The organism is Stenotrophomonas maltophilia (assembly GCF_900186865.1).
In the GTDB taxonomy this organism is placed as follows: domain Bacteria; phylum Pseudomonadota; class Gammaproteobacteria; order Xanthomonadales; family Xanthomonadaceae; genus Stenotrophomonas; species Stenotrophomonas maltophilia.
In genome coordinates, this window is sequence record NZ_LT906480.1 from 1,814,545 (window position 1) to 1,838,583 (window position 24,039).

A 24,039-nucleotide genomic window follows, 5' to 3' on the forward strand; every position below is an offset into this window, starting at 1 on the left:
CCATGAAGCCCTCCGTCTCCCGTCGATTCCAGGGGCGTACGCAGCAGCGCGGTGCGGTGCTGTACGTGGCTCTGATGCTGTTGATCCTGCTGTCGCTGATCGGCGTGGTCGGCATGCAGGTGGCGAGCATGCAGGAGCGCATGTCCTCCAACTACCGGGCCGCCAACGTGGCGTTCCAGGCCAGCGAGCGGGCGGTCCGTGACGCCGAGCGGTCGATCGAGGAGATCGACAACAATACCGGCGACGGCGGCTCGTTGAAGGCTGACGCCATCAAGCGCATCTGCGATGACGGCTTCGATCCCACCCGCTGGGTGGGAGAGCAGAAACTGTCGGCGGCGCCGGTGGTTAGCGTGCGCCGCATCGACGCCTGCATCCAGGGCGAATCGACGCTGGGCATGGGCACGCCGGAAAGCGAAGAGCCCACCCGCGTCTACCAGATCACCGCGTTCGGCTCCGATCGCGATGCCGCCACCAGCAACGAGGGTACTTCCTCGGCGGCTGTCGACACTGTTTTCAAGCTTTGAGGAACGCGGTCATGGCGACCCGAAAGATCAAGATCCTGGCCGGCTCCGGGCTGTTGCTGGCGGTGGCTGGCGGCACCTGGCTTGCGATGAACCTGTTCGCCGCGCAGGCGCAGGGCACATTGTCGCAGCACCCGATGAACCTGAAGGTCTCCGCGCCGCCGTCATTCATCATGGCGGTGGACGATTCGGGTTCGATGACCTTCCAGACCCAGTTCCCGGGGCAGGACGGAACGGCGTGCTGGCACTACGGGAGGAAGAGTTTCTTCCGGTCGGCCGGTGTTCTCAACACGCCCGATGACGTACTCCCCACCTATGATCGGTGGGGCAATGCCATCCAGACCGGCGAATGCAGCTATTTCTACGTGTTGCCGGGCGCCCGGATCAACAACTACAACGGCATCCCCGCTCTGGATGTCTTCGGGTTCGCACGATCAGCGGCCTACAATCCAACCTACTACGACCCCGCAATCAAGTACGAGCCCTGGTTGCGGATCGTAAATGAAGAGGTGCAGTCGTATCCGGACGCGAGCACGTCGGCCACCCTCATCGATCCTCGTGAGACAGATACACTCGCGATCGCCAGCAGCTATCTGGGTACTTCGTCCTGGGACGTCCAGAGGATGCAGGAAGGGATGACGGTACCGGCCGGGCAGTCCTACAGGACTGCAAGCAGGGCCAATGGTAATTTTGGCAACGAGAACGCCAATACGAGAGGCACGACCTGGAGCTCGGCGGGCTATGCGTCGCTGCGCTATGTGCCCGCAACGTTCTACATGCCGTACACCAGCGATGGTGACGCCTATCCGCAGTTGCCAGGCACTGCCAATGCGTATGCAGGTATCCAGCGAACCAAGGTCACCGGCGCCTGCGGTTCCGGATGTGACATGTGGAAGTACGTCATCGGGACCGGTGATGCTGCCGCATTGCAGAACTTCGCCAACTGGTACTCGTACTACGGTAACCGCAACCGGGCGATGATCGCCGGCATGACGCGCGCATTGAATGTCAATGACATGTATGTCGGGTATTTCCGGATCAACGATTTCCAGAATTACAACAGTTCGACAGACTCCAACAAACGGCTTGCGATCCGGGACATGAGCGTGATCGGGCAGAAGTCCGCGCTCTACAGCAGCATGATCGCGCTGACGGCCAGTGGTGGCACGCCGAATCGACATGCCGTCAACGCTGCGGGCCTGCAGTTCATGCGGACCGATGACAATGCCCCCATCAAGCTGTCCTGCCAGAAGAATGCGGTGATGCTGTTCACCGACGGCTACAGCAACAATGGCAACAACCTTTCGTCATCCCTCGCACCTGCCCCGGGCAACGTGGACGGGGACATGGGGACTCCCTTCTCGGATGGCAATTCCAACACCATGGGTGATATTGCCGCGTACTACTACGTGAACCCGTTGCGAACCGATGATCGGATGCCCCGGGGACAAGTGCCAGTGCCGGAGCAATGTGCGACCAGCACTGACAAGTCGCTGGACTGCAAGAAGGACCTGCATATCAACTTCTACGGGATCACGCTGGGCGCGCGTGGCAATCTGTTCGATCCGAACAAGCAACAGAACCCGTATACCGATTCGGCGGTCTACAGCAACTGGCCAAGTCGCCAGAACGACAACCCCAGCACCGTGGATGACATCTGGCACGCCGCGACCAATACCCGCGGTGAGTACATCAACGCGCGTACTCCGGCAGACATCACCACGGCCATGCGCCGGGTGCTCTCGTCGGTCACCTCCGGGCCAGCGCCTTCGGGCAGCCAGGGCCTGACCGGCGCGCGTATCGGTACCGGGTCGCTGGCGGTCACGCCCCAGTTCGAAGTGGCCAACGAGGAAACCGATTGGTTCAGCCGCCTGAAGGCATCCAAGCTTGCGGTGAACGACAAGACGCAGCAGACCGAGTACACGCAGGTGTGGGAAGCGGCCGAGAAACTGGGCGCGCAGCGTTCGCGCACCATCGTCGCCACCAAGGGCAATGCTGCAGTTGACTTCAGCAGCACCAACATCGCCTTCACCGATCTCTGCAACAAGGACGAGAAGCAGTATCCGGGTATTGCGCGCTGTTCTGCGACCGAGGCTGAAAAGCTGGGCGGCGACATCGCCACGGCCATGGCTTATCTGCGCGGCGACGCATCACGCGAAGTGCGCAACTCGGGGGGCATCTATCGCACCCGTACCACCGTGCTGGGTGACATCGTCAATTCCAGCCCGGTGATCAGTTCGCCCCGCGACGACTATGGCTACCAGCGCATCAGCACCGCGATGGCGACTTCGTATGCGACGTACCTGACCCGCAAGCGCAACAATGGCCGCTACATGGTCTATGTCGGTGCCAATGACGGCATGCTGCATGCCTTCGACGGTGGCATGAACGGCAACGGCGTGAGTGACAGTGCCGGAGGCAGCGAGACCTTCGCCTACATCCCTGGAACCGCGCTGGGGCACATGGCCAACCTGCTGTATCCCTACGTGGCGGCCAACAAGTCCGACCAGCGCTTCCGTCATCGCTACTACGTGGATGGACCGATCGCGGTGGCGGACGCGCAGATCGGTGGCAACTGGGCCACGGCACTGGTCGGTACGGCCGGCGCCGGTGGGCGCTCGGTGTTCGCGCTGGATGTAACCACGCCGTCCAGCTTCGGCACCGGCAATCGCCTGTGGGAAATCAGTGACGTGACGCCGGGGCTCGACAGCACCATCAAGGCGAACATCGGCCATGTCCTTGGCAAGCCGGTGATCGTGCCGGTGAAGGAAGGGACCGGGGTGGCGTGGAAAGCGATCTTCGGCAACGGTTACAACAGCCTCAGCCGCAAGGCCGTGCTGTTCGTGGTCGACCTGGGATCGGGCGCGGTGCGGATGATCACTGCTACCGAGGCCGCAGCAACCGCACCCGCCGGTGACAATGGCCTGGGCAACATCGTGGCTGTCGACCGTTGGCGGGCCGACAGCGCCGGTGGGACGGGGCGTGTACGTGGCCGTGACGGCCTGGCGGACACGATCTATGCGGCCGACCAGCGCGGCGCGCTGTGGAAGTTCGACCTGGAAAGCACGGCAACCTCGGTCACCACGCCGGTGTTCACCACGGCGCGCCAGACCAACAACAACAACCAGGTGTATCGCCAGCCGATTACCGGTGGCATGACCGCCGTGACCGGACCCGGTGGTGGCGTGATGCTGGTGCTGGGTACCGGCAGCTTCTCCTTCGACAATGACCCTCAGGATCTCACCGCGCAGTCGCTGTACGGTGTCAACGACACCAGCAAGGACCAGCCGGAGGCCACGATCGTGCCCGCCAATCTGGTGGCCTATACAGTGACCACCACCAACAAGTTGCGCACGGTCACGGCCACACCCTTCTCCGGGGCGGCGCGCGGATGGAGCATTGCACTGCCCGGCGCAGGTGAACGCTTTGTTGGTAATCCTGCCGTGGCGTCGGGAACGGTGTTCATGCCGACCTACATGCCCACCGCGGGTGGCCGTGGCTGTTCGACCGAGGGAAGCAACTGGCTGTTTGGCCTCAATCCGATCTCGGGTGTTGCATCGCTGGAGCAGGCGCGGGTCGGGTCCATTACCGGCACGCCCTACGGAGCGGGCACGGCTGGCGTGAGTCTCGACACCGGCGGCACCGCACCGGTGAAGGACGTCAATGTCTCGGTGATGCCACGCCTGGCAAAGGGTGCCGATCGAGGCGGACGTGCCTGCTGGATGGCGGTCAATGTGGCGGGTGCTCCGACGATGTACGTGCCTTATCCCTGCGGTCGCCAATCCTGGCGCCAGATCCAGTAACGAAGACATGCCCATGAGCCTGAACACTCTTTCCCGTACCCTGCGTCGTCCCGGCAAACAGCACGGTTTCTCCCTCATCGAACTGATGATCGTGGTGATCGTGCTCGGCATCCTGGCCGCGATTGTCGTTCCGTCGTACCAGCAGTACATCCGCCAGTCGCACCGGGGCGTGGCCAAGGCGGACCTGGTGGAATACGCGCAGCGTGCTGAGCGCTACTACTCGGTGAACAACACCTACTCGGGCTTCGCGCTGCCCAGCAAGGTGTCGCCGCGCGAGGGCGGGACCACACGGTACGCGATCACGTTCGATGGCAAGGCGTCCTCGTTCACGCTGACTGCGACGCCCCAGGGCAACCAGACCAAGGACAGCTGCGGGACGCTGAGCGTGGACCAGGCCAACCGCAAAACGGCCAGCGGCACGGTTTCCGATTGCTGGTAAATCAGGTGTTGATCTTCCTCTGAACGCCCAGTACAATGCGCCTCCCCGCCCGAATAGCTCAGCCGGTTAGAGCACTTGACTGTTAATCAGGGGGTCGTTGGTTCGAGTCCAACTTCGGGCGCCAGATACTGCAAAAGCCGCGAGAAATCGCGGCTTTTGTCGTTTTGGCCCGTCAGCAGGGAAGGGTGCGGTCGACACGCTCGCTGCGGATGCGGCCGCCGTTGTTGATGACCAACCTGCCATGCAGCCGGTCTCCTGCGCAGATGCGCAGTGTCAGATTGGCACCGGGACTGCGCCCGTCAGGCTGGAAGAACAGCAGCGGCCGTCCACCGCTGGCCTGGGCGACGATGGCGATGTCGGTCCGGCCTTGATGGTGGATCAGGATGTCCTGGGCGGATGCTGGTGTCCCCCGGTGCCTGCCGCTGCGATAGATGATCCACCCTGCGCTCCAGTCGCGGGAGCACTGCTCACCGTCGTCGCTGGCGCACAGCCCGATCAGTTCGCGGCGCTTCAGGGCCTCGCTTCTGGCGCTGGAAAGACTGGCATGCAGGGTCAGCTGCAGGGCGTCGGCGCGTTGCCGCAACAGCACCGGGCGCAGGGCCGGCCAGCCCACGGCCAGCAGAACGGAAAGGATGGCGATCACCACCAGCATCTCGACCAGATGCACGCCGCGTGATGCTGAACGACAGTGGGCGGGAGTGCGATGCATGGCATCAAGCCTCGCGCCGCAGCGGGACGGCCGCCATCAGGCACTGCCGCGCCCGCCTGCCCGGAAAGCCCTCAGCCGGCCGTCACCCCTTGCCCCGTATACTTGTCTTTCCCGGGAACTGGCAACACCATGAGCGACCGTTTCGAACTCGTCTCGCCGTATTCGCCGGCGGGCGACCAGCCTGATGCCATCGCGAAGCTGACCAGCAACTTCGAGGCGGGCATCGCCAAGCAGACCCTGCTGGGCGTCACCGGCTCGGGCAAGACCTACACCATCGCCAACGTCATCCAGAACGTGCAGAAGCCGACGCTGATCATGGCGCCGAACAAGACGCTGGCGGCGCAGCTGTATGGTGAGTTCAAGGCGTTCTTCCCGCACAACGCGGTCGAGTATTTCGTCAGCTACTACGACTACTACCAGCCGGAGGCCTACGTGCCTTCGTCGGACACCTTCATCGAGAAGGACAGTTCGATCAACGAGCACATCGAGCAGATGCGGCTGGCCGCGACCAAGACCCTGCTGTCGCGCCCGGATGCGATCGTGGTGGCCACGGTGTCGGCGATCTATGGCCTGGGTGCGCCGGAGGACTACCTGTCGCTGCGCCTGATCCTGTCCAAGGGCGAGCGCATCGACCAGCGCGACCTGATCAATCACCTGACCCAGCTGCAGTACACGCGCAATGAGTACGAGCTGCAGCGCGGCACGTTCCGCGTGCGTGGCGAAGTGATCGACGTGTTCCCGGCCGAGTCGGACAGCGAAGCGCTGCGCATCGAGCTGTTCGACGGCGAGGTCGAGAAGATCACCCTGTTCGACCCGCTCACCGGTGAGACGATGCGCAACATGCAGCGTTTCACCGTCTACCCCAAGACCCACTACGCCACTACCCGCGAGCGCGTGCTGGCCGCGGTGGAAACGATCAAGGTGGAGTTGAAGGAGCGGCTTGAGCAGCTGTACGTGGAAAACAAGCTGGTGGAGGCGCAGCGCCTGGCACAGCGCACCCAGTTCGACATAGAGATGATGGCCGAGGTCGGGTTCTGCAACGGTATCGAGAACTACTCGCGGCACCTGACCGGCAAGAACGCCGGCGAGCCGCCACCGACGCTGTTCGACTACCTGCCGCCGGACGCGCTGCTGGTCATCGACGAATCGCACGTGACCATTCCGCAGATCGGCGCCATGTTCAAGGGCGATCGCTCGCGCAAGGAGACCCTGGTCGAGTTCGGATTCCGCCTGCCGTCGGCACTGGACAACCGACCGCTGCGTTTCGAGGAATGGGAGGCGCGTTGCCCGCGCGCGATCTACGTGTCCGCCACGCCGGGCCCGTATGAGTACCGCGAGGCCGGCGACGAGATCACCGAGCTGGTGGTGCGCCCGACAGGCCTGATCGATCCGGTGGTGGAGATCCGCCCGGTGGGCACCCAGGTCGACGATCTGATGAGCGAGGCCAACGCGCGCATCAAGGCCGGTGACCGAGTGCTGGTCACCACGCTGACCAAGCGCATGGCCGAGAACCTCACCGAATACCTGACCGAACACGGTATCCGCGTGCGTTACCTGCACTCGGACGTGGATACGGTCGAGCGCGTGGAGATCATCCGCGACCTGCGCCTGGGCAAGTTCGATGTGCTGGTGGGCATCAACCTGCTGCGCGAAGGCCTGGACATGCCCGAGGTGTCGCTGGTGGCGATCCTCGACGCCGACAAGGAAGGCTTCCTGCGCTCCACCGGTTCGCTGATCCAGACCATCGGCCGCGCCGCCCGCAATGTGCGCGGCAAGGCGATCCTGTATGCGGACAAGGTGACCCGCTCGATGCAGGCAGCGATCGACGAGACCGACCGCCGCCGCGCCAAGCAGGTCGAGTACAACGAAGAACATGGCATCGTGCCGCGCTCGGTGGCGCGCCCGATCGTCGACGTCCTCGAAGGTGCGCGTTCGGATGCGGCGGAGAAGGAAGCCAAGAAGGGCAAGGGCAAGGGCAGGGCGGGTGTTGCCGAGGACGGAGCCGATTACCGTTCGCTCGGTCCGGCCCAGCTGGCGGCGCGTCTCAAGGCGCTCGAACAGCAGATGTACCAGCACGCCAAGGACCTGGAATTCGAGGATGCCGCACGCGTGCGTGACCAGATCCGGCAGCTGAAGGAAGCGAGGCTGGGCTGAACGCGGCGGTGCAGCATCTTCTTCACAAAAGTGTTGCGCTTCACGGCCGGCATCCGTAATATACGCGGCCTGCACCGACGCAATCGCGGACGTTCAGAAGCAAAAACGGGCGGTTAGCTCAGCGGTAGAGCACTACCTTGACATGGTAGGGGTCACAGGTTCGAACCCTGTACCGCCCACCACGAAGTCTCCGGAAGGAGGCTGTCGTGAACTGAAGAGCCCGGCCCTGGCGCCGGGTTTTTACGTAGCAAGGCCAGCTTTCGGGCGGCAGGAACAAGATGGGCGGTTAGCTCAGCGGTAGAGCACTACCTTGACATGGTAGGGGTCACAGGTTCGAACCCTGTACCGCCCACCACCTGGCTCCCGGCATTGCCGGTGCAGCGGTGGATCACGATGAAAGCCGGCCCTGGGCCGGCTTTTTCGTTTACGACGGTTGCCGGTGCCGAGCGTCAGCGCTGGGCAACCCATTCGTCGATGCTGATCATGCGCTGCAGCCGCCAGTGCCCGTCCACGCGTTCCCAGACCTGCGCGAAGCGCGCCGAGCCGGCTTGCCGCTGAGGGGCGTCGGCCTGTGGCGGCTGATTGCCCACGCGCAATACGCGATCCTGGCGTAGCCGGTACAACTGCAGGGTGGCCGGGGCCGCTTTCCGATCCGGCACCGACGATGTTTCTGCCTGCCCGGTGTCGGCCTGCAGGATCTGGCTGCGCAGGGAGGCATCCCCGGCGTCGGCATCGCGGCCGAACAGGCCAGCGCACAACAGCAGCAGGGCAAGCATCGGCATGGCACGGTGCTCCGGAGAAGGGAGTCCAGCGTGGCACTGCCCCCTGCGCTGTGAAACCGGTATGCGACGAAAGCCGGAAAAGCGCCCGCCAAGTCGCTGCGGGAAGGATGAATCCGGGCCAGGAAGTGCCGGGCCGCGCTTCAAGGCGGCCCGGCGTGGTGGGCCACTGCGGGGTGGCCCGGTCATGGCCGCGGCGCTGGCTCAGCTCCGCGGCGGGTGTGGCAGGTCAGCGATGCCGACCCCATGCACGGATCCGGTTACAACGGATCGCAGCACAGCAGCTGGCCGTGCTTGCCCGCGTTGCCGAACGGGCACTGCGGGTGTGGTTCGCAGCCCGGTGCATATCCGGTCTTGGGCGAGACGGCGAAGGCCTGGCTGGCGCCGAAGGCCATGGCCGCGACAACGACGATACCGGCGACGGACGAAAGCACTTTCTTTCCGATCATGTGTATCTCCTTGGTTGGCGTTGTGGAGTTGCAGTTGCCGAAGGCACGGGAGTGCCGGTTGTGGCGCGAATGCGGTAACAGGGGGCCGCGACGCAATGCGCGGCACGCGGGATCAGGGCAGCGCCGGCTTCGGTGCGAGCGACGCGACGGCAGCCTGCACGACCTGGGCGTCGAGCTGGCCGACATGCTTGTAGGCAACGCGGCCATCGGCAGCCAGCACCATCAGCATCGGCGTGACGGTGGCGCGATAGCGCGTGGACGCGGCGGCTTCGTTGTCGATGGCGATCGGGAAGCGCAGTGCATGTTTGCCGGCGTAGTCCGCCAGCTGGTCGTATGGCGGCATGCCGACACCGACCAGTTCGCTGTTGCCGCGGGCCGCAGCGATCTGTTGCAGCTGCGGTACCGAGGCCAGGCAGTAGCGGCATGCGGTGGAGAAGAAATAGAGGATCTGCGGAACCTCGCGGGCACCGCCGATATCGACGAAGGTCTGCTGCGTGGTGCGCAGCGCCAGCGCATCCGGGCGACTACCCAGTTCGAGGCCATGTGCTGCAAGACGCATGTCCTGCAGCTGCGTGGCCATCTGCTCATTGATCTGCCGCAGCTGGCGGTTCTGCCATCCGAGCGCGATGACCAGCACGGACAGCAGCAGGGCGACAACGGGGAACAGGACGCGCTTGAGCATCGATCATCCTTGAACACAGCGTTGGGTCGAACATACCCGAACTGGCGCGCAGGTTGTTAAGCGGATGTTCCCGGCACATCCTCCGACGGAGCGCATGTACTAGAGTTGTGCCCGCGCAGGCATGCGTGCATGCCCTCCACCCATCCCCAGGATCTTTCAACGATGAGCGATCATGTGCCGGTTTCCAGGCCCAATCCGTTCTTTGAACTGCTGTTCGGCGGCAACATGCTGGAAGGTACGTTCAAGGCAGTGATCTGGGTCGCCCTGTTGTCCGCTGTGCTGGCCTGGACCACGTTCCGCTGAGCGGGGGCGCGGCACTGCCGCCGCGTTGCGGCAGGCCGGTGCTCAGGCGCTGAAGGCCTGGCGCAGGCTGCGCAGGGTGGCCTGCCGGTGCTCTTTCGCGCTGGCCTCGCCCATTTCCAGTTCCTGCAGGCGCAGCCCGACCAGGGTCATCGAAAGCGCGTATCCCCGGGCCGCGTCGGCAACGCGCGACTGGCCGAGCGCGCGACGTGCAAGCGCGCTTACGTGCTCAAGGTCGGGCATCAGGCCAAGGTAGACGCGTTCGGCGCTGTCCAGATCGGGGGCTCGCAGGATCGCGTGTGCTTCGGAAGTGGGGGAGACGGAGGCCATGGGGAGTCCTTGTCCGTAGCGGGTGCTCGTTCAGAACGAGCGCATCAGGGAAATGAAGGCCGATGACTGAGTGCCGCGTCGTGCCATCGGGCTGTCCTTTACTGCATCGCCGAGCCACTGGTTGGCGACCACGCCGGTCGCGCGTCACTTCGTGCCCAGGGGCGTGCTGACCGCGATCTGCAGGCTCGGTGATGTCGCGCTGCCCGGGTTGTAGGCGGCAAGTCCCGAGCGCAGCGCTTCCTCATCGCTGATGCCGTAGTAGTAATCCAGCAAGCGTGCGCTGGAGTGGACCACGCCGACCTTGGGCACCCAGGTGAAGCGACCAGCCTGGATCGGATAGCTGTAGTGCAGGCGCGACTCCATGCCACCTCCGTGCCCGGTGACCTCGCGCATCACGCTGGCCTCGACGATGCCCCAGTCGGCGCTGTATTCACCATTGATGCCGGCCATGGCGGACATCTGCCGGCTGTGCAGGCGGCGCAGCTGAGGATCGTTCACGTCGTCGGTCTTGAAGCGCAGCGTGTAGGGCGTGACCGCCGCCGACAGGCGCAGGCCCTCGCGCTTGTACAGGTACATGCCCAGCGAGCCCGGGCTGGCGAAGAAGCGCTGGCCCTGCCAGGCAATGGACGGGACCACCAGTGGCTTGACGTCGTAGTGCGCATACGCGCCCGAGGTCGCGCCAGCACTGATGCCGGCCTGTACGCCCGGGTTGCTGTCGGCGGCCTGCGCGAACACCGGCAGGCCAAAGGCAGCGGAGAACAGCAGCGGGCGCAGCAGGGTCGAGGGCAGTGGCGGCATCGGTCAACGACGTTGCGGAGGATGGCTGCGCATGATGGGGGAGCAACATTGTCAGAACATTGCGTCGGCGCATCCGCCAGGCCGAAGCGGAAAAAGTGGGCGCCAGGCACTATGATCGGCACCGTTTCCGGTAGCCGAGCCCCCGATGCGCATCCTCCTGGTCGAAGACGATCCTGACCTGTCCCGTGCCCTGCAATCGGGGCTGGAGCGGCAGGGCGTGGTCGCCGATGTGGTTGGTTGCCTGGCCGAAGCGGCCATCGCGCTGCGCGAACCGGTGCACCAGCTGATGCTGCTCGACCGCCAGTTGCCTGATGGCGATGGCGCTGGCTTCGTTGCCGTTGCGCGGGCCCTGCGTCCGAACCTGGCGGTGATCATGCTGACGGCCAAGGGCACGCTGTCGGACAAGGTCGAGGGCCTGGATGTCGGCGCCGATGACTATCTGGTCAAGCCGGTGGCAATCGAGGAACTGATGGCGCGCATCCGTGCGGTCTCGCGACGGCCCTCGGCAATGGTGACACCACGCCTGCATCTGGGCCGGCTGGAGTTCGATTTCGAATCGCTGCAGGCGCAGGTCGATGGCCAGCTGCTGGCGCTGCCCCGGCGCCAGGTGCTGGTGCTGCAGGCGCTGGCGATGCGGCAGGGGCGTACCGTCACCCGCAGTGCACTGGAGGCGGCGGTGTACGGCTTCGATGACGAGATCCAGTCCAATGCACTGGACGCGCATATCTCCAAGCTGCGCAAGGCGCTGCAACAGGCCGGGGCCGGCGTGGAGATCCATGTGATCCGCGGCGTCGGCTACCTGCTGGCGGAGGCCTGAGATGGCACGCCCGATCCGTTCCATCACCCTGGGCCTGGCCTGGCGCCTGTTCCTTGCGCAGGCGTTCACCGTACTGTTCGCGGTGGTCGCGCTGATCCTGACCTGGGGTGACAAGGACACCTGGGGCATGGACATGTTCACGGCCGAGGCGGTGGCCAAGGCCGTGCACAGCGAAGGCGGCCGGTTGGAACTGGACCAGCCGCGCTGGGACAAGCTCAATGCCGGGGCCGGCGGCAACCTCTGGTTCGCGGCGGTTGATGACAGGGGCACGTGGCTGGAGCGCGGCACGATTCCTGCGGTCCACGCGCCGTTGCTGGCACGCTTGCCGACAGTGGGCGCCACCGAACTGGGTTCACTGGTGCCACCCTATCTGGACGTGGCGCGGGTGATGATCCGCAACGAGGATGGACGCCGCATCACGGTGATGGTCGGTGGTGCTCCAAAGGGCGGGTTGCTGGATGGCGCGCTGATGGTGCTGCGCCTGATCGGCCTGTGGTTCTTCCTGCCGTTGATCGTGGTCACGCTGCTGGTGATGCCGACGGTGATCCATCGCGCGATGCGCGGCGTGCGCCGCTCCGCGCAGCAGGCCAAGGAACTGGACATCGGCCAGCCGGGCGCGCGCCTGGATGCGCAGCTGGTGTCCACCGAGGTCGCACCACTGGTGGAAGCGTTCAACGATGCGATCGACAAGGTGCAGCAGGGCTATGCAGCGCGCGACAAGTTCCTCGCCGATGCCGCGCATGAGCTGCGCGTACCGATCGCGGTGGTGCAGGCGCGCCTGTCGCAGCTGCCGCAGGGTGAACTGAAATCGCAGTTGCTGACCGACGTCGCCCGCCTCGGCAACGTGGCTGAGCACCTGCTCGACCTGCAGCGTCTCGATCGCAATGTCGGCGCGCTGCAGCGGCTGGACCTGGCGTTGCTGGTGCGCGAGGCGGCCGCCGATCTGGCGCCGCTGGTGGTCGGCGCCGGTTATGGCTTCGAGGTGGATGCGCCGGAGTCGCCCGTGTGGATCCATGGCGACAGCCTGGCGCTGGGGCGGGTGATCGCCAACCTGGTGCACAACGCCATCGTCCATGGCGGCGGGCGCGGCACGATCTGCGTGCGCCTCGATGCACGCGGCCTGCTGGAGGTCAGCGACCAGGGCGCCGGCATTCCGGTCGGCGACCGCGAAGCGATCTTCGAGCCCTTCCACCGCCTGCGTGCAGCCGGCAGCGGCAGTGGCCTGGGCCTGCACCTGGTGAAGGAAATCGTGCAGCACCACGGTGGCTCGGTCAGCGTTGGCGAAGCGGCTGGCGGCGGCGCCAGCTTCAGAGTCAATTTCCACCGCGGTACCGTACGGCGCTGACAGGCGCACGGGGAAAGGCCCGATAGGCAGCCTGCGGCCTCCAGCGGCAGGCTGGGGAAATGGTTCCCGATCGATCCGCCCCGGCCCTGTTTGGCTTTGGCTGCGCTGCAGGCCTGGTGCTGGGGGCGCTGGCCTGCGTGCAGATGCCGATGTTGCTGCCGCTGTGGCTGAGTGTGCCGATGGCGATCGCCGGCGTCGGCGGCTGGCTGTTGCCCTGGCGCGGCCGTGCCTGGGCCGCGGCCCTGCTCGGCCTGGCCTGGGCAACGGTGCACGGGCACTGGGTCCTGCATGGCCAGCTGCCACCCGGCGCCCCACCGCAGGATGTGCAGGTGCGGGGCCGGGTTGCCGACCTTCCCCGGCAGGGGCCCGGCTACACGCGTTTCGTGCTGCATGTCGAAGATGCCGGCGCGCTGTCATCGCTGCGTGGCAAGCGCCTGCAGGTGACCTGGAACGATCCGTGGCGCGGATCGCCGGCGCACGAGGCGGAGGGCGGGCGCCATGCGGTTCGCGCAGGATCGCATTGGCAGTTGTCGCTGCGCGTGCGCGCGCCACGCTCGCGGATCAATCCCGGCGGCTTCGATGGCGAGCGCCACGCCGTGCTGCGGGGCATCTCTGGCAATGCCTCGGTGCGTGATCCGGCCCGTGCGCGGGAGTGGCTGCCGGCGCAGGGCCTGCAGGCCTGGCGGGAACGCAGCAGTGCAGCGATCGCCGTGCAGGTGGCACATCCTGCCGCGCGGTTCGTGCAGGCGCTGGCACTGGGCGATACCCGTGGCCTGTCCGATGCCGACTGGGAACACCTGCGCGCGCTGGGCCTGACCCATCTGGTCGCCATCTCCGGTTTCCACGTGGGCGTGGTGGCTGGCTTCGGTGTACTGCTGTGCCGCTTGTGGTGGTGGCTGTGCCCGTTGCTGGGACGGTACTGGCCACGGCCGCAGGCCGCCGCATGGGGAGCGGCGCTGGCCGCAGCCACCTATGCCGTGGCGGCGGGTGGTGCGCTGCCGACGGTGCGCGCAGCGCTGATGATCGGGCTGGTCGCACTGGCCAGGGCCGGGCGTCGCCCGGTGGGCGCAGGGCAGGGGCTGGCGTTGGCCGCGATGGTGATGCTGTTGCCTGCGCCGCTGTCGGTGCTCTCGGCTGGATTCTGGCTGAGCTTCGGTGGCGTGCTGTGGCTGCTCTGGTGCCTGCCGAGGACGGGGCCGGAGGGAATCGGTGGCGGGCTGCGCGGGTTCCTTGCCGCGCAGGGTGTTGCCAGCCTTGGGCTGCTGCCGCTGTGCATCGCCTTGTTCGGCGGGACCGCGCGGCTGGGGCCGCTGGTCAACCTGCCGATCATCCCGTGGTGGACAATGCTGGTTGTTCCGCTGTCGCTGCTCGGTACCGGCCTGCACGTGCTGCATGACGGCGCGGGGCGTTGGGCCTGGCGTGCCGCGGCCTGGCTGTTCGAGCTCAGCTGGGGGGCCCTGCAGCCGTTGGCGCTGCATCCGCAGGCGATGTGGTGGCTGGCCGAGGCGCCGCGCTGGGCGCTACCCGTGGCCTTGCTGGGCGTGTTCTGGTGGCTGCTGCCGCGCGGCGCCGGCGGTGGCCTGGCGGGCCTGCTGCTGTGCCTGCCGCTGCTGTGGCCGGCCCGGCATGCACCGGCCGCGGGGGAACTGGAGCTGCTGGTGCACGATGTCGGCCAGGGCACGGCGGTGCTGGTGCGCACGGCACGGCACGCGCTCTGGTACGACGTGGGGCCGCCGACTGGCGGCGAGGGCAACGAACGCATCCTGGTCCCGGCCCTGCGCGCGCTCGGCCAGGGGCCGCCCCGGCAGGTGATGCTCAGCCATGACCACCTGGATCACACCGGCAGCCTGCCCAGCCTGCGACGGCAGTTGCCCGGGCTGCAGCTGCTGGCGCCACCGGGCAGCACCATCGGCGGCGCCACGCCCTGCCAGCAGGGGATGCGCTGGGAGTGGGACGGGGTTGATTTCCAGGTCCTGCACCCGGCGCCGGGCGGCCGGCAAGCCGAAAACGAGGACAGCTGCGTGCTGCGCATTGCCAGCCGTCACGGCGTGGTCCTGCTGCCGGGTGACATCGGTCGACCGGCCGAGGGGGCGCTGCTGCAGGCGTACCCGCACGCGCTGAGGGCGGACGTGGTACTGGTGCCGCACCATGGCAGCGGCGGCAGCTCCAGTGCGCCGTGGGTTGCGGCGGTGGCGCCGCGGCTGGCGGTGGTCTCGGCCGGGCACCGGAACCGCTTCGGCCACCCGCGCCGGGAGGTGGTCCAGCGCTGGCAGGCGCAAGGCGCGGAGGTGCTGGCCACGGCCGACTCCGGGGCGATCCGCGTATGGCTTGGCGCACAAGGCCTGCAGCTGCGTGAACAGCGCATCCATGCATCCCGGTGGTGGGATGCCGCTGGGCGGGCGCGGTCGGCTGCTATCCTATCGCCGATCGAACAAGCGGCCGTTGGGCCGGAGGGTTGAAACGTGTGGGAACTGGTCAAGGCCGGTGGCTGGCCGATGGTGCCGCTGCTGCTGTTGGGCGTACTGGCTTTGGCGATCATCCTGGAGCGTTTCTGGTCCCTTCGGCGGACTGAAGTGCTGCCGCCCGGCCTCGGCCAGGAAGTGCGCAACTGGGCCGCTCGCGGCAAGCTCGACCCGGCCCACCTGCAGACCCTGCGGGCGAATTCGCCGCTGGGCGCGCTGCTGGCTGCCGCACTGGAAGCCCGCAACCGCCCGCGCGACCAGATCCGCGAGCGCATCGAAGACACCGGCCGCCACCTGGTGCACCGCATGGAGCGATTCCTGAACGCACTGGGCACCATTGCCTCGGCCGGCCCGCTGCTGGGCCTGCTCGGCACGGTGATCGGCATGATCCAGATGTTCCTGGGCATCCTCGACCACGGCGTGGGCGACGTGAACCAGCTGGCCGGCGGCATCGGCAAGGCGCTGGTGTGCACCGCCACCGGCATGATCGTGGCGATTCCGGCGCTGATGTTCCATCGCTACTTCAAGGGCCGCATCCACGGCTACGTGGTGGAGATGGAGCAGGAAGCCAGCGCCCTGCTGGATACGCTCGACGGCCGCCCCGGGGTGATGAACCCGGCCCCGGCCGCGCGCCAGTCCGGCGCCGCCACGGCGAAGGCCTGATCGATGCGTATCGGCAACGACCGATCCCAGGATGAGCCGCATATCGACCTGGTGCCGCTGATCGACGTCATCCTGGTGCTGATCATCTTCTTCGTGGTCACCACCACCTTCGACGCGCGTTCGACGCTGCAGGTGCAGTTGCCGACCGCAAGCCAGCAGCAGACCAACGAGCCGCCGCGCTCGCTCAGCGTGCTGATCAACGCCGAAGGCCGTTACTTCATCAACGACCAGGAAGTGCTGCGCAGCGACGTAGAGTCGGTCAAGCAGACCATCGCCGCCGTGGCCGGCAGCGATCGCGAGCAGACCGTGCTGCTGCGTGCCGACGCACGCACTCCCTACCAGGCCGTGGTGACCGCGCAGGACGCGCTGGGTCAGCTCGGCTTCCGCCGTATTGCCATTGCAACAGCACCCGAGGTGCGTCCATGAGTTCCAATCACGCGCCGGTGTGGCCGATCTACAAACGTCTGCTGGGGTACACCCGCGCCTACTGGGTGTTCATGGTGGCCGCGGTCATCGCCATGGTGGTCGAAGCCCTGGCGGGCTACCACTTCACCAAGTTGATGGAGCCGCTGGTCAACCGCGGTTTCGTCAACCCGGAACCGCGCATGGCGGTGATCCTGCCGCTGACCATCCTGGGCCTGTTCCTGATGCGCAGCGTCGCCACCTGGGTGAGCGACTACGCGCTGGCCAAGACCGGCCGCAGTGTGGTGCGCGACCTGCGCGAACAGGTGCTGGCCAAGTACCTGCACCTGCCGTCCTCGCATTTTGATACCGAAGCGACGCCGGTGATGGTCAGCCGCCTGAACTTCGATACCGAACAGGTCACCCAGGCCAGTGCCGACGCACTCAAGACCGTGGTGGCCGACACCCTGACCATCATCGCCATGCTGGCGGTAATGCTGCAGATGAGCGTGAAGGTCACCGTGGCGATGCTGGTGGTGGTACCGCTGATCGGCGTGATCGTGTCCTACGTGGGCAAGCGCTACCGCCGCATCAGCCGTGGCATCCAGGATGGCATGGGTTCGATGGCGCAGACCGCCGAACAGTCGCTGGCGGCGCAGCAGGAAGTGAAGGTGCACGGCACCCAGCAGCATGAGATCTCGCGCTACTCGCGCCTGGCCAACCGCATGCTGTCGCTGAACATGAAGGTGGAAGTCACCCGTGCGGCGGCGTCCAGCGTGGTGCAGTTCCTGGCAGCACTGGCGCTGGCGGTGATCGTCTGGGTATCGACGCGCGAAGCGCTGGCCGGCCGCCTCAACGCCGGCCAGTTCATGGGCCTGATGACCTCGATGATGGCCATCATTCCTTCGCTGCGCCGCCTGACCAGCGTGCAGACCTCGATCTCGCGTGGCGTGGCCGCCGCAGAGCGCCTGTTCGGCATCCTCGACATGCAGGTCGAGCGTGACGAGGGCCGCAACAACGTGCAGCGCGTGCGCGGCGAGCTGGCCTTCGACCACGTCATGCTGCGCTATCGCGAGGACAGCGGCATTGCTCTGGACGACATCAGTTTCGTGGCGAAGCCGGGTACGGTCACCGCCATCGTGGGTCGTTCCGGCAGTGGCAAGACCAGCCTGATCCGGCTGGTGCCGCGCTTCTATGAGCCCAGCGGTGGTGTGATCACCCTCGATGGCGTCGCGCTGGATGACTATCCGTTGGCCGACCTGCGTCGGCAGGTGGCGATGGTCGGGCAGAAGGTCATGCTGTTCGATGACACCATCGCGGCCAACATCGCCTATGGCATGGAAGCGAGCGAGGAACAGATCCGTGCGGCGGCCGAAGCGGCCAATGCGTGGGAGTTCATCGCGCGCATGCCGCAGCAGCTGCAGACCCCGGTCGGCGAGAACGGCGCGCTGCTGTCCGGCGGCCAGCGCCAGCGCCTGGCGATCGCCCGCGCGATCCTGCGTGACGCGCCGATCCTGATCCTCGACGAAGCCACTGCCGCGCTGGACAACGAATCCGAGCGACTGGTGCAGGATGCGCTGCAGCGCCTGATGCCCGAACGCACCACGCTGGTCATCGCGCACCGCCTGTCGACCATCGAGCATGCCGATCAGGTGCTGGTGATGGACCACGGCCGCATCGTTGAACGGGGTACCCACAAGGAGCTGCTTGCCATGGGTGGCCTGTACCAGCATCTGCACAGCATGCAGTTCCGCGAAAGGCAGGACTGATGGCTGGCAAGGGTACCCAGACCCCGCCGTACTGGTACGACGGCAGCCCGGTTCCGTGGGCGATGCGCCTGCTGGCGCCGCTGTATGCCGGCGTCACCGCGCTGCGCCGCCGTGCCTACCGGCGTGGATGGCGCAAGCGCTACGCGCTGCCGGTGCCGGTCATCGTGGTTGGCAACATCACCGCCGGCGGCACCGGCAAGACGCCGCTGACCATCGCCCTGGTCGAGCGCCTGCGTGCGGCCGGCTGGAAGCCGGGCGTCGCCAGCCGTGGCTATGGCCGTGAAGACGCTGACAAGCCGCTGTGGGTGCAGGCCGACACGCCGACCGCCAAGGGCGGTGACGAACCGGTGCTGATCGCCTGGAAGACCGGCGTGCCGGTGCGCGTGGACGCCGACCGCGTGGCCGCAGGCAGGGCACTGATCCAGGCCGGCTGCGATGTGATCGTCTGCGATGACGGCCTGCAGCACTACCGGCTGGCGCGCGACATCGAGATCGAAGTGGTCGATGCCCAGCGGCGCTACGGCAACGGCCGGATGATTCCCGCCGGACCGCTGCGCGAGCCTGTCAGCCGTGCCGGCGAATGCGATTTCCGCGTGGTCAACCTGGGCCAGGCCGATGAGGAAAGCGCGGCACAGGCCTGCGGTTTCGGCCAGTGGCCGATGGCCCTGCACATCGACAGTGCACAGCCGCTGGCCGGTGGCCGCGCGCGCCCGTTGTCGTACTTCAAGGGTCAGCGTGTTCATGCGGTGGCCGGTATCGCCCATCCGCAGCGCTTCTTCGACATGCTGCGCGCGCGTGGCATCGGCGTGGTGCCGCACGCCTTTGCCGACCACCAGGCCTACCAGCCGCAGGACCTGTCGTTCGGCAGCCAGCTGCCGGTGCTGATGACCGAGAAGGATGCGGTGAAATGCCGCGCGTTCGGCAACGATTGGCATTACGCGGTGCCGTTGCGTGCCGAGCTGCCTGCCGCGTTCTGGGTGGCGCTGACCGACCGCCTGGACAAGCTGCGACCGAACTGAGCGGCGCGGCGGCGCTTGCATTCATGCGCCGCCGGCCGCATCCCCGTTGTAACGAGCCTGCCGAGTATTGCTCCATGACCGAATTCGTCGTCGCCATTCCGGCCCGCTATGCCGCCTCGCGGCTGCCGGGCAAGCCGCTACGCCTGCTGGGTGGTGAGCCGCTGGTGCTGCACGTGGCGCGCCGCGCGCTGCAGGCCGGCGCTGGCGAGGTCTGGGTTGCTACCGACGATCAACGCATCGCCGACGCGCTGTCCGGGCTGGCCGAGGTGAAGGTGGCCATGACCGCCACCTCGCATGCCTCCGGTACCGACCGCCTGGCCGAGTGCGCGCGCATCGCCGGCTGGGCCGACGACACCGTAGTGGTCAACCTGCAGGGTGATGAACCGTTCGCGCCGGCTGCGGGAATCCGTGCGGTGGCCCAGGCGCTGGTTGAAGGCAATGCGCCGATGTCGACCCTGGCGACCACCGTGGAGGATGCAGAAACCCTGTTCGATCCGAACGTGGTCAAGCTGGTGCGCAACGTGCGCAACGAGGCGATGTACTTCAGCCGCGCACCGATCGCCTGGCACCGAGAGGGTTTCGCGCGCAGCCGCGACACGCTGCCGGAAGGGCACGCCTGGCTGCGCCACATCGGCATCTACGGCTACCGCGCCGGTTTCCTGCAGCAGTTCGCGGCGATGCCCCCGGGCCGGCTGGAGCAGGTCGAATCGCTGGAGCAGCTGCGCGTGCTCGAGTCCGGCTACCCGATCAGCGTGGCGATCTCGCCTGAACCATTCCCGGCGGGCATCGACACGCCCGAGGACCTGGAGCGCGCCGAAGCACTGCTGCAGACGTTGGCTGCCCGATGAAGCTGCTGGTCGTCTGCCTCGGCAACATCTGCCGTTCGCCGATGGCCGAAGGCGCGCTCCGCGCACGCCTGGACGCTTCGCCACTGGCGGGGCGCGTGCAGGTGGATTCGGCCGGCACCGGTGACTGGCATGTGGGCGAGCCGCCGGACCGGCGTGCGATCGCCTGCGCGGCCGGGCACGGCGTGGACATCGGCGGCCTGCGTGCGCGCCAGCTGCACGCCGCTGATTTCGACCGCTTCGACTGGATCCTGTGCGCCGACGAGGCGAACCTGCGGGACGCGGGACGCTTGGTGGCACCCGCCCAGCGTGAGCGGCTGGCGCTGTACCTGCCCTGGTCGGGCGGGGAGGGGCAGGCGGCCATCCCGGATCCTTACACCGGCGGCAGCGATCACTTCGAACAGGTCTGGTCGCTGGTCGACAATGCTGCAAAACGTGCAGTGGCACGACTGTTGCATGACGCCGACTCCGGCATAATCGGGCCATGAACGTCCAGCCCGTCCCGGACCTGCCCGAGTTCGCCACCTGGCTCAATGCCGCTCCCTGTACCCTGACCGAACTGCGCGGTCGGCCGGTGGCGCTGTTGTTCGTCAACGCCGCTTCTGCCTGGAGCGCGCAGCGCCTGGCCGAATTCAGTCAATGGCTGTCGCGTCACCCTGGCATGCTGCAGCCGCTGGTCCTGCAGGTACCCCGCTTCGATTTCGAGCGTGACGCCGGCGCCGCACTCAAACTGCTGCGCCGCCAGGGGCTGTCAATGCCGGTCCTGCTCGATGCCGACTGGGATGGCTGGCGTCGCTTCGGCATCACATCGTGGCCGACCGTGGTGCTGCTGGACGCGCAGGGTCGCGAGCAGCAGCGGCTGGTCGGGCTGGGGGCTCCGGGAGAGCTTGAGCGTGCGTTGAATGCGCTGTGCCACGGTGCGCCGTCGGCACCGCCGCGCGGCGGTACCGAGCTGCATCCGGAGCCGCGGCAGGCCCTGCGTTTTCCGCTGGGCCTGGCGGTCAGCACCGAACGCCTGTACATCGCCGACAGTGGCCATCACCGCATCCTCGAATGCAGCCACGGCGGCCGCATCCTGCGCCAGTTCGGGCTGGGGACGGCCGATTTCATGGACGGCAACCTCGCCGAAGCGGCGTTCCATCGCCCGCAGGCGCTGGTGCTGGAGCGCGACGCGCTGTACGTGGCCGACACCGGCAACCATGCCGTGCGCCGCATCAACCTGCTGACCGGCATCGTCGACACGCTGTGCGGCAATGGCCGCCCCGGTGCGCCGGTGGAGGGCCCGGTAGCACAGGCGCGGCAGGTCTCGCTGGACCACCCGGTCGGCCTCGCCATCGCCGATAACCAGCTGCACATCGCCATGGCCGGCGACAACCGCATCTGGAGCTACCACCTGGGTCAGCGCAGCCTGCAGTGGCGCGGCGGCAGCGGTGCCATCGACGAGCGTGACGGCAGCGGCCACCTGGCTGCCTTTGCCCAACCGACTGCGCTGGCCGTGGTGCAGCAGGTGCTGTACGTGGCCGATGCGCTGGGCTCCTCGATCCGTGCACTGCAGCTGCGCGGGGATCTGGTGCAGACGCTGGTCGGGCAGGGCCCCTGGCGTTTCGGTGACGAAGATGGCCCGCGCGCGCAGGCCAGCCTGCAGTTCCCACAGGCGATCGCGCTGAGTCCGGATGCGCCGCTGCTATGGATTGCCGATACCGGCAATGGCCGCCTGCGCACGCTGCGCCTGGGCGGTGGCGAACTGACCACCCAGCCGCTGCCGCGCCGCCTGCACGGCCCGGCCGGGTTGGCCGTGGGTGCCGGTGCGGTGTGGATCGCCGAGACCGACGCCCACGCCATACTGCGATTCGACCCCGAAAGCGGCGTGCTCAGCGAAGTGCCGATCAGCGAATGACCGACGTTCCCGCCCCGGCCTTTGACGGCAAGGCCTTCGCGGCCCAGCTCAGTACCGCCCCCGGTGTGTACCGCATGTACGCGGCCGACGACACCCTGCTGTATGTCGGCAAGGCGCGTGCGCTGCGCAACCGAGTCGGCAGCTATTTCAACGGCAGCCCGAAGAATGCGCGGATCATGTCCATGATCTCGCAGATCGTGCGCATGGACGTGACGGTGACGCGCTCGGAAGCCGAGGCGCTGCTGCTGGAAAACCAGCTGATCAAGTCGCTGTCGCCGCGTTACAACGTCTCGCTGCGCGACGACAAGACCTATCCGCATGTGCTGCTGACCCGCGAGGACTGGCCGCGCATCGCGCTGCATCGCGGCCCGCGCGCCATTCCCGGCCGCTATTTCGGGCCGTATCCCGGCGTCACTGCGGTGCGCGAAACGCTGAACCTGATGCACAAGCTGTTCAAGCTGCGCAGCTGCGAGGACAGCGTGTTCCGCAACCGCTCGCGGCCGTGCCTGCAGTACCAGATCGGGCGTTGCAGCGCGCCCTGCGTGGAGCTGGTGGCGCCTGCCGAGTACGCCGAATCGGTGCGTCGCGCTGCATTGTTCCTGGAAGGCAAGAGCGACGAACTGACCCGTGAGCTGGGCGAGCAGATGCAGGCCGCCAGCGAGGCACTGGAGTTCGAGCAGGCCGCGCGGCTGCGCGACCTGATCTCCTCGCTGCGCAGCATGCAGACCCGCCAGTACGTGGACGGCCGCGCCGCCGACCTGGACGTGCTGGCGGTAGCCATGCAGGGCTCGCAGGCCTGCGTGCTGCTGCTGGCCTTCCGTGATGGCCGCAATCTCGGCACCCGCCCATTCTTCCCTCGCACCAATGGCGAGGAGAGCCCGGAGGAAGTGCTGGCCGCGTTCGTCTCGCAGTACTACATCGAATTCGAGCCGCCGCGCGAGATCCTGCTGGACCGCGAGATCCCCGATGCCGACCTGCTGGTCGCCGCGCTGTCGGCCTCGGCCGAGCGCAAGGTGCAGCTGAAGTGGAACGTGCGCGGCGAGCGCGCCGGCTACGTGGAACTGGCCAGCCGCAACGCGCAGCTGACCCTGGCCACCGAACTCAACAGCCGCAACGCGCAGCATGCGCGCAGCGACGCACTGCGCGAGATGCTGGGCCTGGCCGAGCCGGTCAAGCGGGTCGAGTGTTTCGATATCAGCCACACCCTGGGCGAGGCTACCGTGGCCTCGTGCGTGGTGTTCGACGCTGCCGGTCCGGTGCGCGCGCAGTATCGCCGCTTCAACATCAGCGGCATCGAGCCGGGCGATGACTACGCCGCCATGCGCCAGGCCATCGACCGCCGCTTCCGCCGTGCGGTGGAAGAGCAGGGCGTGCTGCCGGACGTGCTGCTGATTGACGGCGGCGCCGGGCAGCTGGCGCAGGCGCAGGCCGCACTGGCCGACCTGGGCGTGGAAGGCGTGCTGCTGGTGGGCGTGGCCAAGGGCGTGGAGCGGCGCGCTGGCCATGAAGCGCTGGTGATGCCCGACGGCCGCGAGCTGCGCCCCGGCGCGGCCAACCCGGCGCTGCAGTTCATCCAGCAGGTGCGCGACGAGGCGCACCGCTTCGCCATCACCGGCCACCGCGGCCGCCGCCAGAAGGCGCGGATGACCAGCAAGCTGGAGGACATCCCCGGCATCGGGCCGCGCCGACGCGCCAGCCTGCTCAAGCATTTCGGGGGCCTGGTGGGGCTGAAAGCCGCTGGCGAAGCGGAAATCGCCAAGGTGGAAGGCATCAATGACGCCCTCGCGGCACGTATCTACGCTAACCTGCACGGGTTGGCCACGCCTGATGCGGCCGAGTAGAGAGAGAAGCACGCA

The 24,039-nt window shown here is 67.0% G+C and carries 21 protein-coding genes, 3 tRNA genes and 1 pseudogene; 19 read left to right on the forward strand and 6 right to left on the reverse strand.

Annotated features, from left to right (window positions below; translation table 11 throughout):
- Window positions 1-2 precede the first annotated feature (2 nt).
- The 4 genes from CKW06_RS08680 (at window position 3) to CKW06_RS08695 (ending at window position 4,887) form a co-directional block, all read left to right on the forward strand.
- A complete protein-coding gene (locus CKW06_RS08680) occupies window positions 3-524 on the forward strand; it encodes a pilus assembly PilX family protein (RefSeq protein WP_005408859.1) in 522 nt (173 codons plus the stop codon).
- Window positions 525-535: 11 nt separating this feature from the next.
- A complete protein-coding gene (locus tag CKW06_RS08685; RefSeq protein WP_024956585.1) occupies window positions 536-4,324 on the forward strand; it encodes a pilus assembly protein in 3,789 nt (1,262 codons plus the stop codon).
- A 13-nt stretch (window positions 4,325-4,337) separates the two neighbouring features.
- Complete coding sequence (locus CKW06_RS08690; protein ID WP_005408861.1) at window positions 4,338-4,763, forward strand: type IV pilin protein; 426 nt, start codon at window positions 4,338-4,340, stop codon at window positions 4,761-4,763.
- Between the two features lie 47 nt (window positions 4,764-4,810).
- A tRNA-Asn gene (locus tag CKW06_RS08695) sits at window positions 4,811-4,887 on the forward strand.
- Window positions 4,888-4,935: 48 nt separating this feature from the next.
- On the opposite strand, the gene CKW06_RS08700 is transcribed toward CKW06_RS08695, so the two are convergent.
- The gene (locus CKW06_RS08700) at window positions 4,936-5,472 is read right to left on the reverse strand and encodes a GspH/FimT family pseudopilin (protein WP_005408862.1); all 537 of its coding nucleotides are present in this window, start codon (window positions 5,470-5,472) and stop codon (window positions 4,936-4,938) included.
- Window positions 5,473-5,601: 129 nt separating this feature from the next.
- Here CKW06_RS08700 and uvrB point away from each other — a divergent pair, with 129 nt between their 5' ends.
- The 3 genes from uvrB to CKW06_RS08715 all read left to right on the forward strand — a co-directional run bounded on the left by uvrB (window position 5,602) and on the right by CKW06_RS08715 (window position 7,981).
- Window positions 5,602-7,626, forward strand: a complete 2,025-nt coding sequence (uvrB, locus tag CKW06_RS08705) for an excinuclease ABC subunit UvrB (RefSeq protein ID WP_024956586.1) — start codon at window positions 5,602-5,604, stop codon at window positions 7,624-7,626.
- 107 nt (window positions 7,627-7,733) lie between these two features.
- Window positions 7,734-7,808 (forward strand) — tRNA-Val (locus CKW06_RS08710).
- 98 nt (window positions 7,809-7,906) lie between these two features.
- Window positions 7,907-7,981: transfer RNA gene (locus tag CKW06_RS08715), tRNA-Val, on the forward strand.
- Window positions 7,982-8,075: 94 nt separating this feature from the next.
- Here CKW06_RS08715 and CKW06_RS08720 read toward each other — a convergent pair.
- From CKW06_RS08720 to CKW06_RS08730, 3 genes are all read right to left on the reverse strand, one after another.
- A complete protein-coding gene (locus CKW06_RS08720) occupies window positions 8,076-8,408 on the reverse strand; it encodes a hypothetical protein (RefSeq protein WP_024956587.1) in 333 nt (110 codons plus the stop codon).
- Window positions 8,409-8,665: 257 nt separating this feature from the next.
- The gene (locus tag CKW06_RS08725; RefSeq protein WP_005408865.1) at window positions 8,666-8,854 is read right to left on the reverse strand and encodes a hypothetical protein; all 189 of its coding nucleotides are present in this window, start codon (window positions 8,852-8,854) and stop codon (window positions 8,666-8,668) included.
- Window positions 8,855-8,966: 112 nt separating this feature from the next.
- Complete coding sequence (locus CKW06_RS08730; protein WP_005408866.1) at window positions 8,967-9,536, reverse strand: TlpA family protein disulfide reductase; 570 nt, start codon at window positions 9,534-9,536, stop codon at window positions 8,967-8,969.
- 162 nt (window positions 9,537-9,698) lie between these two features.
- On the opposite strand from CKW06_RS08730, the gene CKW06_RS23720 reads away from it, so the two are divergent.
- Window positions 9,699-9,839: a hypothetical protein gene (locus CKW06_RS23720; RefSeq protein ID WP_005408867.1), complete on the forward strand. Its 141-nt coding sequence runs from the start codon at window positions 9,699-9,701 to the stop codon at window positions 9,837-9,839.
- A gap of 42 nt (window positions 9,840-9,881) precedes the next feature.
- Here CKW06_RS23720 and CKW06_RS08735 read toward each other — a convergent pair whose 3' ends face one another.
- Together CKW06_RS08735 and CKW06_RS08740 are read right to left on the reverse strand one after the other, a co-directional pair.
- A complete protein-coding gene (locus CKW06_RS08735) occupies window positions 9,882-10,166 on the reverse strand; it encodes a hypothetical protein (protein ID WP_005408868.1) in 285 nt (94 codons plus the stop codon).
- 30 nt (window positions 10,167-10,196) lie between these two features.
- Window positions 10,197-10,964 (reverse strand): annotated as a pseudogene (locus tag CKW06_RS08740) (MipA/OmpV family protein).
- A 145-nt stretch (window positions 10,965-11,109) separates the two neighbouring features.
- Between CKW06_RS08740 and CKW06_RS08745 the strand changes: the two are divergent.
- From CKW06_RS08745 to uvrC, 11 genes are all read left to right on the forward strand, one after another.
- The gene (locus CKW06_RS08745) at window positions 11,110-11,781 is read left to right on the forward strand and encodes a response regulator transcription factor (RefSeq protein WP_024956588.1); all 672 of its coding nucleotides are present in this window, start codon (window positions 11,110-11,112) and stop codon (window positions 11,779-11,781) included.
- Between the two features lies 1 nt (window position 11,782).
- On the forward strand, window positions 11,783-13,126 hold the full coding sequence (locus tag CKW06_RS08750; RefSeq protein WP_024956589.1) for a sensor histidine kinase: 1,344 nt from the start codon (window positions 11,783-11,785) through the stop codon (window positions 13,124-13,126).
- Between the two features lie 59 nt (window positions 13,127-13,185).
- The gene (locus tag CKW06_RS08755; protein ID WP_024956590.1) at window positions 13,186-15,585 is read left to right on the forward strand and encodes a DNA internalization-related competence protein ComEC/Rec2; all 2,400 of its coding nucleotides are present in this window, start codon (window positions 13,186-13,188) and stop codon (window positions 15,583-15,585) included.
- Window positions 15,586-15,588: 3 nt separating this feature from the next.
- Complete coding sequence (locus CKW06_RS08760; protein WP_005412819.1) at window positions 15,589-16,251, forward strand: MotA/TolQ/ExbB proton channel family protein; 663 nt, start codon at window positions 15,589-15,591, stop codon at window positions 16,249-16,251.
- A gap of 3 nt (window positions 16,252-16,254) precedes the next feature.
- Complete coding sequence (locus CKW06_RS08765) at window positions 16,255-16,677, forward strand: ExbD/TolR family protein (protein ID WP_004152323.1); 423 nt, start codon at window positions 16,255-16,257, stop codon at window positions 16,675-16,677.
- Window positions 16,674-18,422, forward strand: coding sequence for a lipid A export permease/ATP-binding protein MsbA (gene msbA / locus CKW06_RS08770; protein WP_024956591.1), 1,749 nt, complete (start codon window positions 16,674-16,676; stop codon window positions 18,420-18,422). The genes CKW06_RS08765 and msbA overlap by 4 nt, the downstream gene beginning before the upstream one ends.
- Entirely contained in the window at window positions 18,422-19,441 is a 1,020-nt protein-coding gene (gene lpxK / locus CKW06_RS08775) for a tetraacyldisaccharide 4'-kinase (RefSeq protein ID WP_005408875.1), read from the forward strand. Before msbA ends, lpxK begins: the two co-directional genes overlap by 1 nt.
- A gap of 74 nt (window positions 19,442-19,515) precedes the next feature.
- Entirely contained in the window at window positions 19,516-20,289 is a 774-nt protein-coding gene (gene kdsB / locus CKW06_RS08780; protein WP_024956592.1) for a 3-deoxy-manno-octulosonate cytidylyltransferase, read from the forward strand.
- On the forward strand, window positions 20,286-20,774 hold the full coding sequence (locus tag CKW06_RS08785; RefSeq protein ID WP_024956593.1) for a low molecular weight protein-tyrosine-phosphatase: 489 nt from the start codon (window positions 20,286-20,288) through the stop codon (window positions 20,772-20,774). The genes kdsB and CKW06_RS08785 overlap by 4 nt, the downstream gene beginning before the upstream one ends.
- Window positions 20,771-22,183 carry a hypothetical protein gene (locus CKW06_RS08790; RefSeq protein ID WP_024956594.1) on the forward strand — a complete coding sequence of 471 codons (1,413 nt, stop codon included), beginning with the start codon at window positions 20,771-20,773 and terminating at the stop codon, window positions 22,181-22,183. Before CKW06_RS08785 ends, CKW06_RS08790 begins: the two co-directional genes overlap by 4 nt.
- Window positions 22,180-24,024 carry an excinuclease ABC subunit UvrC gene (gene uvrC / locus CKW06_RS08795; RefSeq protein WP_005408879.1) on the forward strand — a complete coding sequence of 615 codons (1,845 nt, stop codon included), beginning with the start codon at window positions 22,180-22,182 and terminating at the stop codon, window positions 24,022-24,024. Before CKW06_RS08790 ends, uvrC begins: the two co-directional genes overlap by 4 nt.
- Window positions 24,025-24,039 lie beyond the last annotated feature (15 nt).

What these genes read in the sequence shown, in the direction of transcription:
- CKW06_RS23720 (WP_005408867.1), top strand. Translation starts at nt 9,699, where the DNA reads ATGAGCGATCATGTGCCGGTTTCCAGGCCCAATCCGTTCTTTGAACTG.
- CKW06_RS08745 (WP_024956588.1), top strand. Translation starts at nt 11,110, where the DNA reads ATGCGCATCCTCCTGGTCGAAGACGATCCTGACCTGTCCCGTGCCCTG.
- kdsB (WP_024956592.1), top strand. Translation starts at nt 19,516, where the DNA reads ATGACCGAATTCGTCGTCGCCATTCCGGCCCGCTATGCCGCCTCGCGG.
- CKW06_RS08790 (WP_024956594.1), top strand. Translation starts at nt 20,771, where the DNA reads ATGAACGTCCAGCCCGTCCCGGACCTGCCCGAGTTCGCCACCTGGCTC.
- CKW06_RS08785 (WP_024956593.1), top strand. Translation starts at nt 20,286, where the DNA reads ATGAAGCTGCTGGTCGTCTGCCTCGGCAACATCTGCCGTTCGCCGATG.
- lpxK (WP_005408875.1), top strand. Translation starts at nt 18,422, where the DNA reads ATGGCTGGCAAGGGTACCCAGACCCCGCCGTACTGGTACGACGGCAGC.
- uvrB (WP_024956586.1), top strand. Translation starts at nt 5,602, where the DNA reads ATGAGCGACCGTTTCGAACTCGTCTCGCCGTATTCGCCGGCGGGCGAC.
- msbA (WP_024956591.1), top strand. Translation starts at nt 16,674, where the DNA reads ATGAGTTCCAATCACGCGCCGGTGTGGCCGATCTACAAACGTCTGCTG.
- CKW06_RS08725 (WP_005408865.1), bottom strand. Translation starts at nt 8,854, where the DNA reads ATGATCGGAAAGAAAGTGCTTTCGTCCGTCGCCGGTATCGTCGTTGTC.
- CKW06_RS08755 (WP_024956590.1), top strand. Translation starts at nt 13,186, where the DNA reads ATGGTTCCCGATCGATCCGCCCCGGCCCTGTTTGGCTTTGGCTGCGCT.
- CKW06_RS08700 (WP_005408862.1), bottom strand. Translation starts at nt 5,472, where the DNA reads ATGCATCGCACTCCCGCCCACTGTCGTTCAGCATCACGCGGCGTGCAT.
- uvrC (WP_005408879.1), top strand. Translation starts at nt 22,180, where the DNA reads ATGACCGACGTTCCCGCCCCGGCCTTTGACGGCAAGGCCTTCGCGGCC.
- CKW06_RS08750 (WP_024956589.1), top strand. Translation starts at nt 11,783, where the DNA reads ATGGCACGCCCGATCCGTTCCATCACCCTGGGCCTGGCCTGGCGCCTG.
- CKW06_RS08730 (WP_005408866.1), bottom strand. Translation starts at nt 9,536, where the DNA reads ATGCTCAAGCGCGTCCTGTTCCCCGTTGTCGCCCTGCTGCTGTCCGTG.
- CKW06_RS08720 (WP_024956587.1), bottom strand. Translation starts at nt 8,408, where the DNA reads ATGCCGATGCTTGCCCTGCTGCTGTTGTGCGCTGGCCTGTTCGGCCGC.
- CKW06_RS08685 (WP_024956585.1), top strand. Translation starts at nt 536, where the DNA reads ATGGCGACCCGAAAGATCAAGATCCTGGCCGGCTCCGGGCTGTTGCTG.
- CKW06_RS08765 (WP_004152323.1), top strand. Translation starts at nt 16,255, where the DNA reads ATGCGTATCGGCAACGACCGATCCCAGGATGAGCCGCATATCGACCTG.
- CKW06_RS08690 (WP_005408861.1), top strand. Translation starts at nt 4,338, where the DNA reads ATGAGCCTGAACACTCTTTCCCGTACCCTGCGTCGTCCCGGCAAACAG.
- CKW06_RS08735 (WP_005408868.1), bottom strand. Translation starts at nt 10,166, where the DNA reads ATGGCCTCCGTCTCCCCCACTTCCGAAGCACACGCGATCCTGCGAGCC.
- CKW06_RS08680 (WP_005408859.1), top strand. Translation starts at nt 3, where the DNA reads ATGAAGCCCTCCGTCTCCCGTCGATTCCAGGGGCGTACGCAGCAGCGC.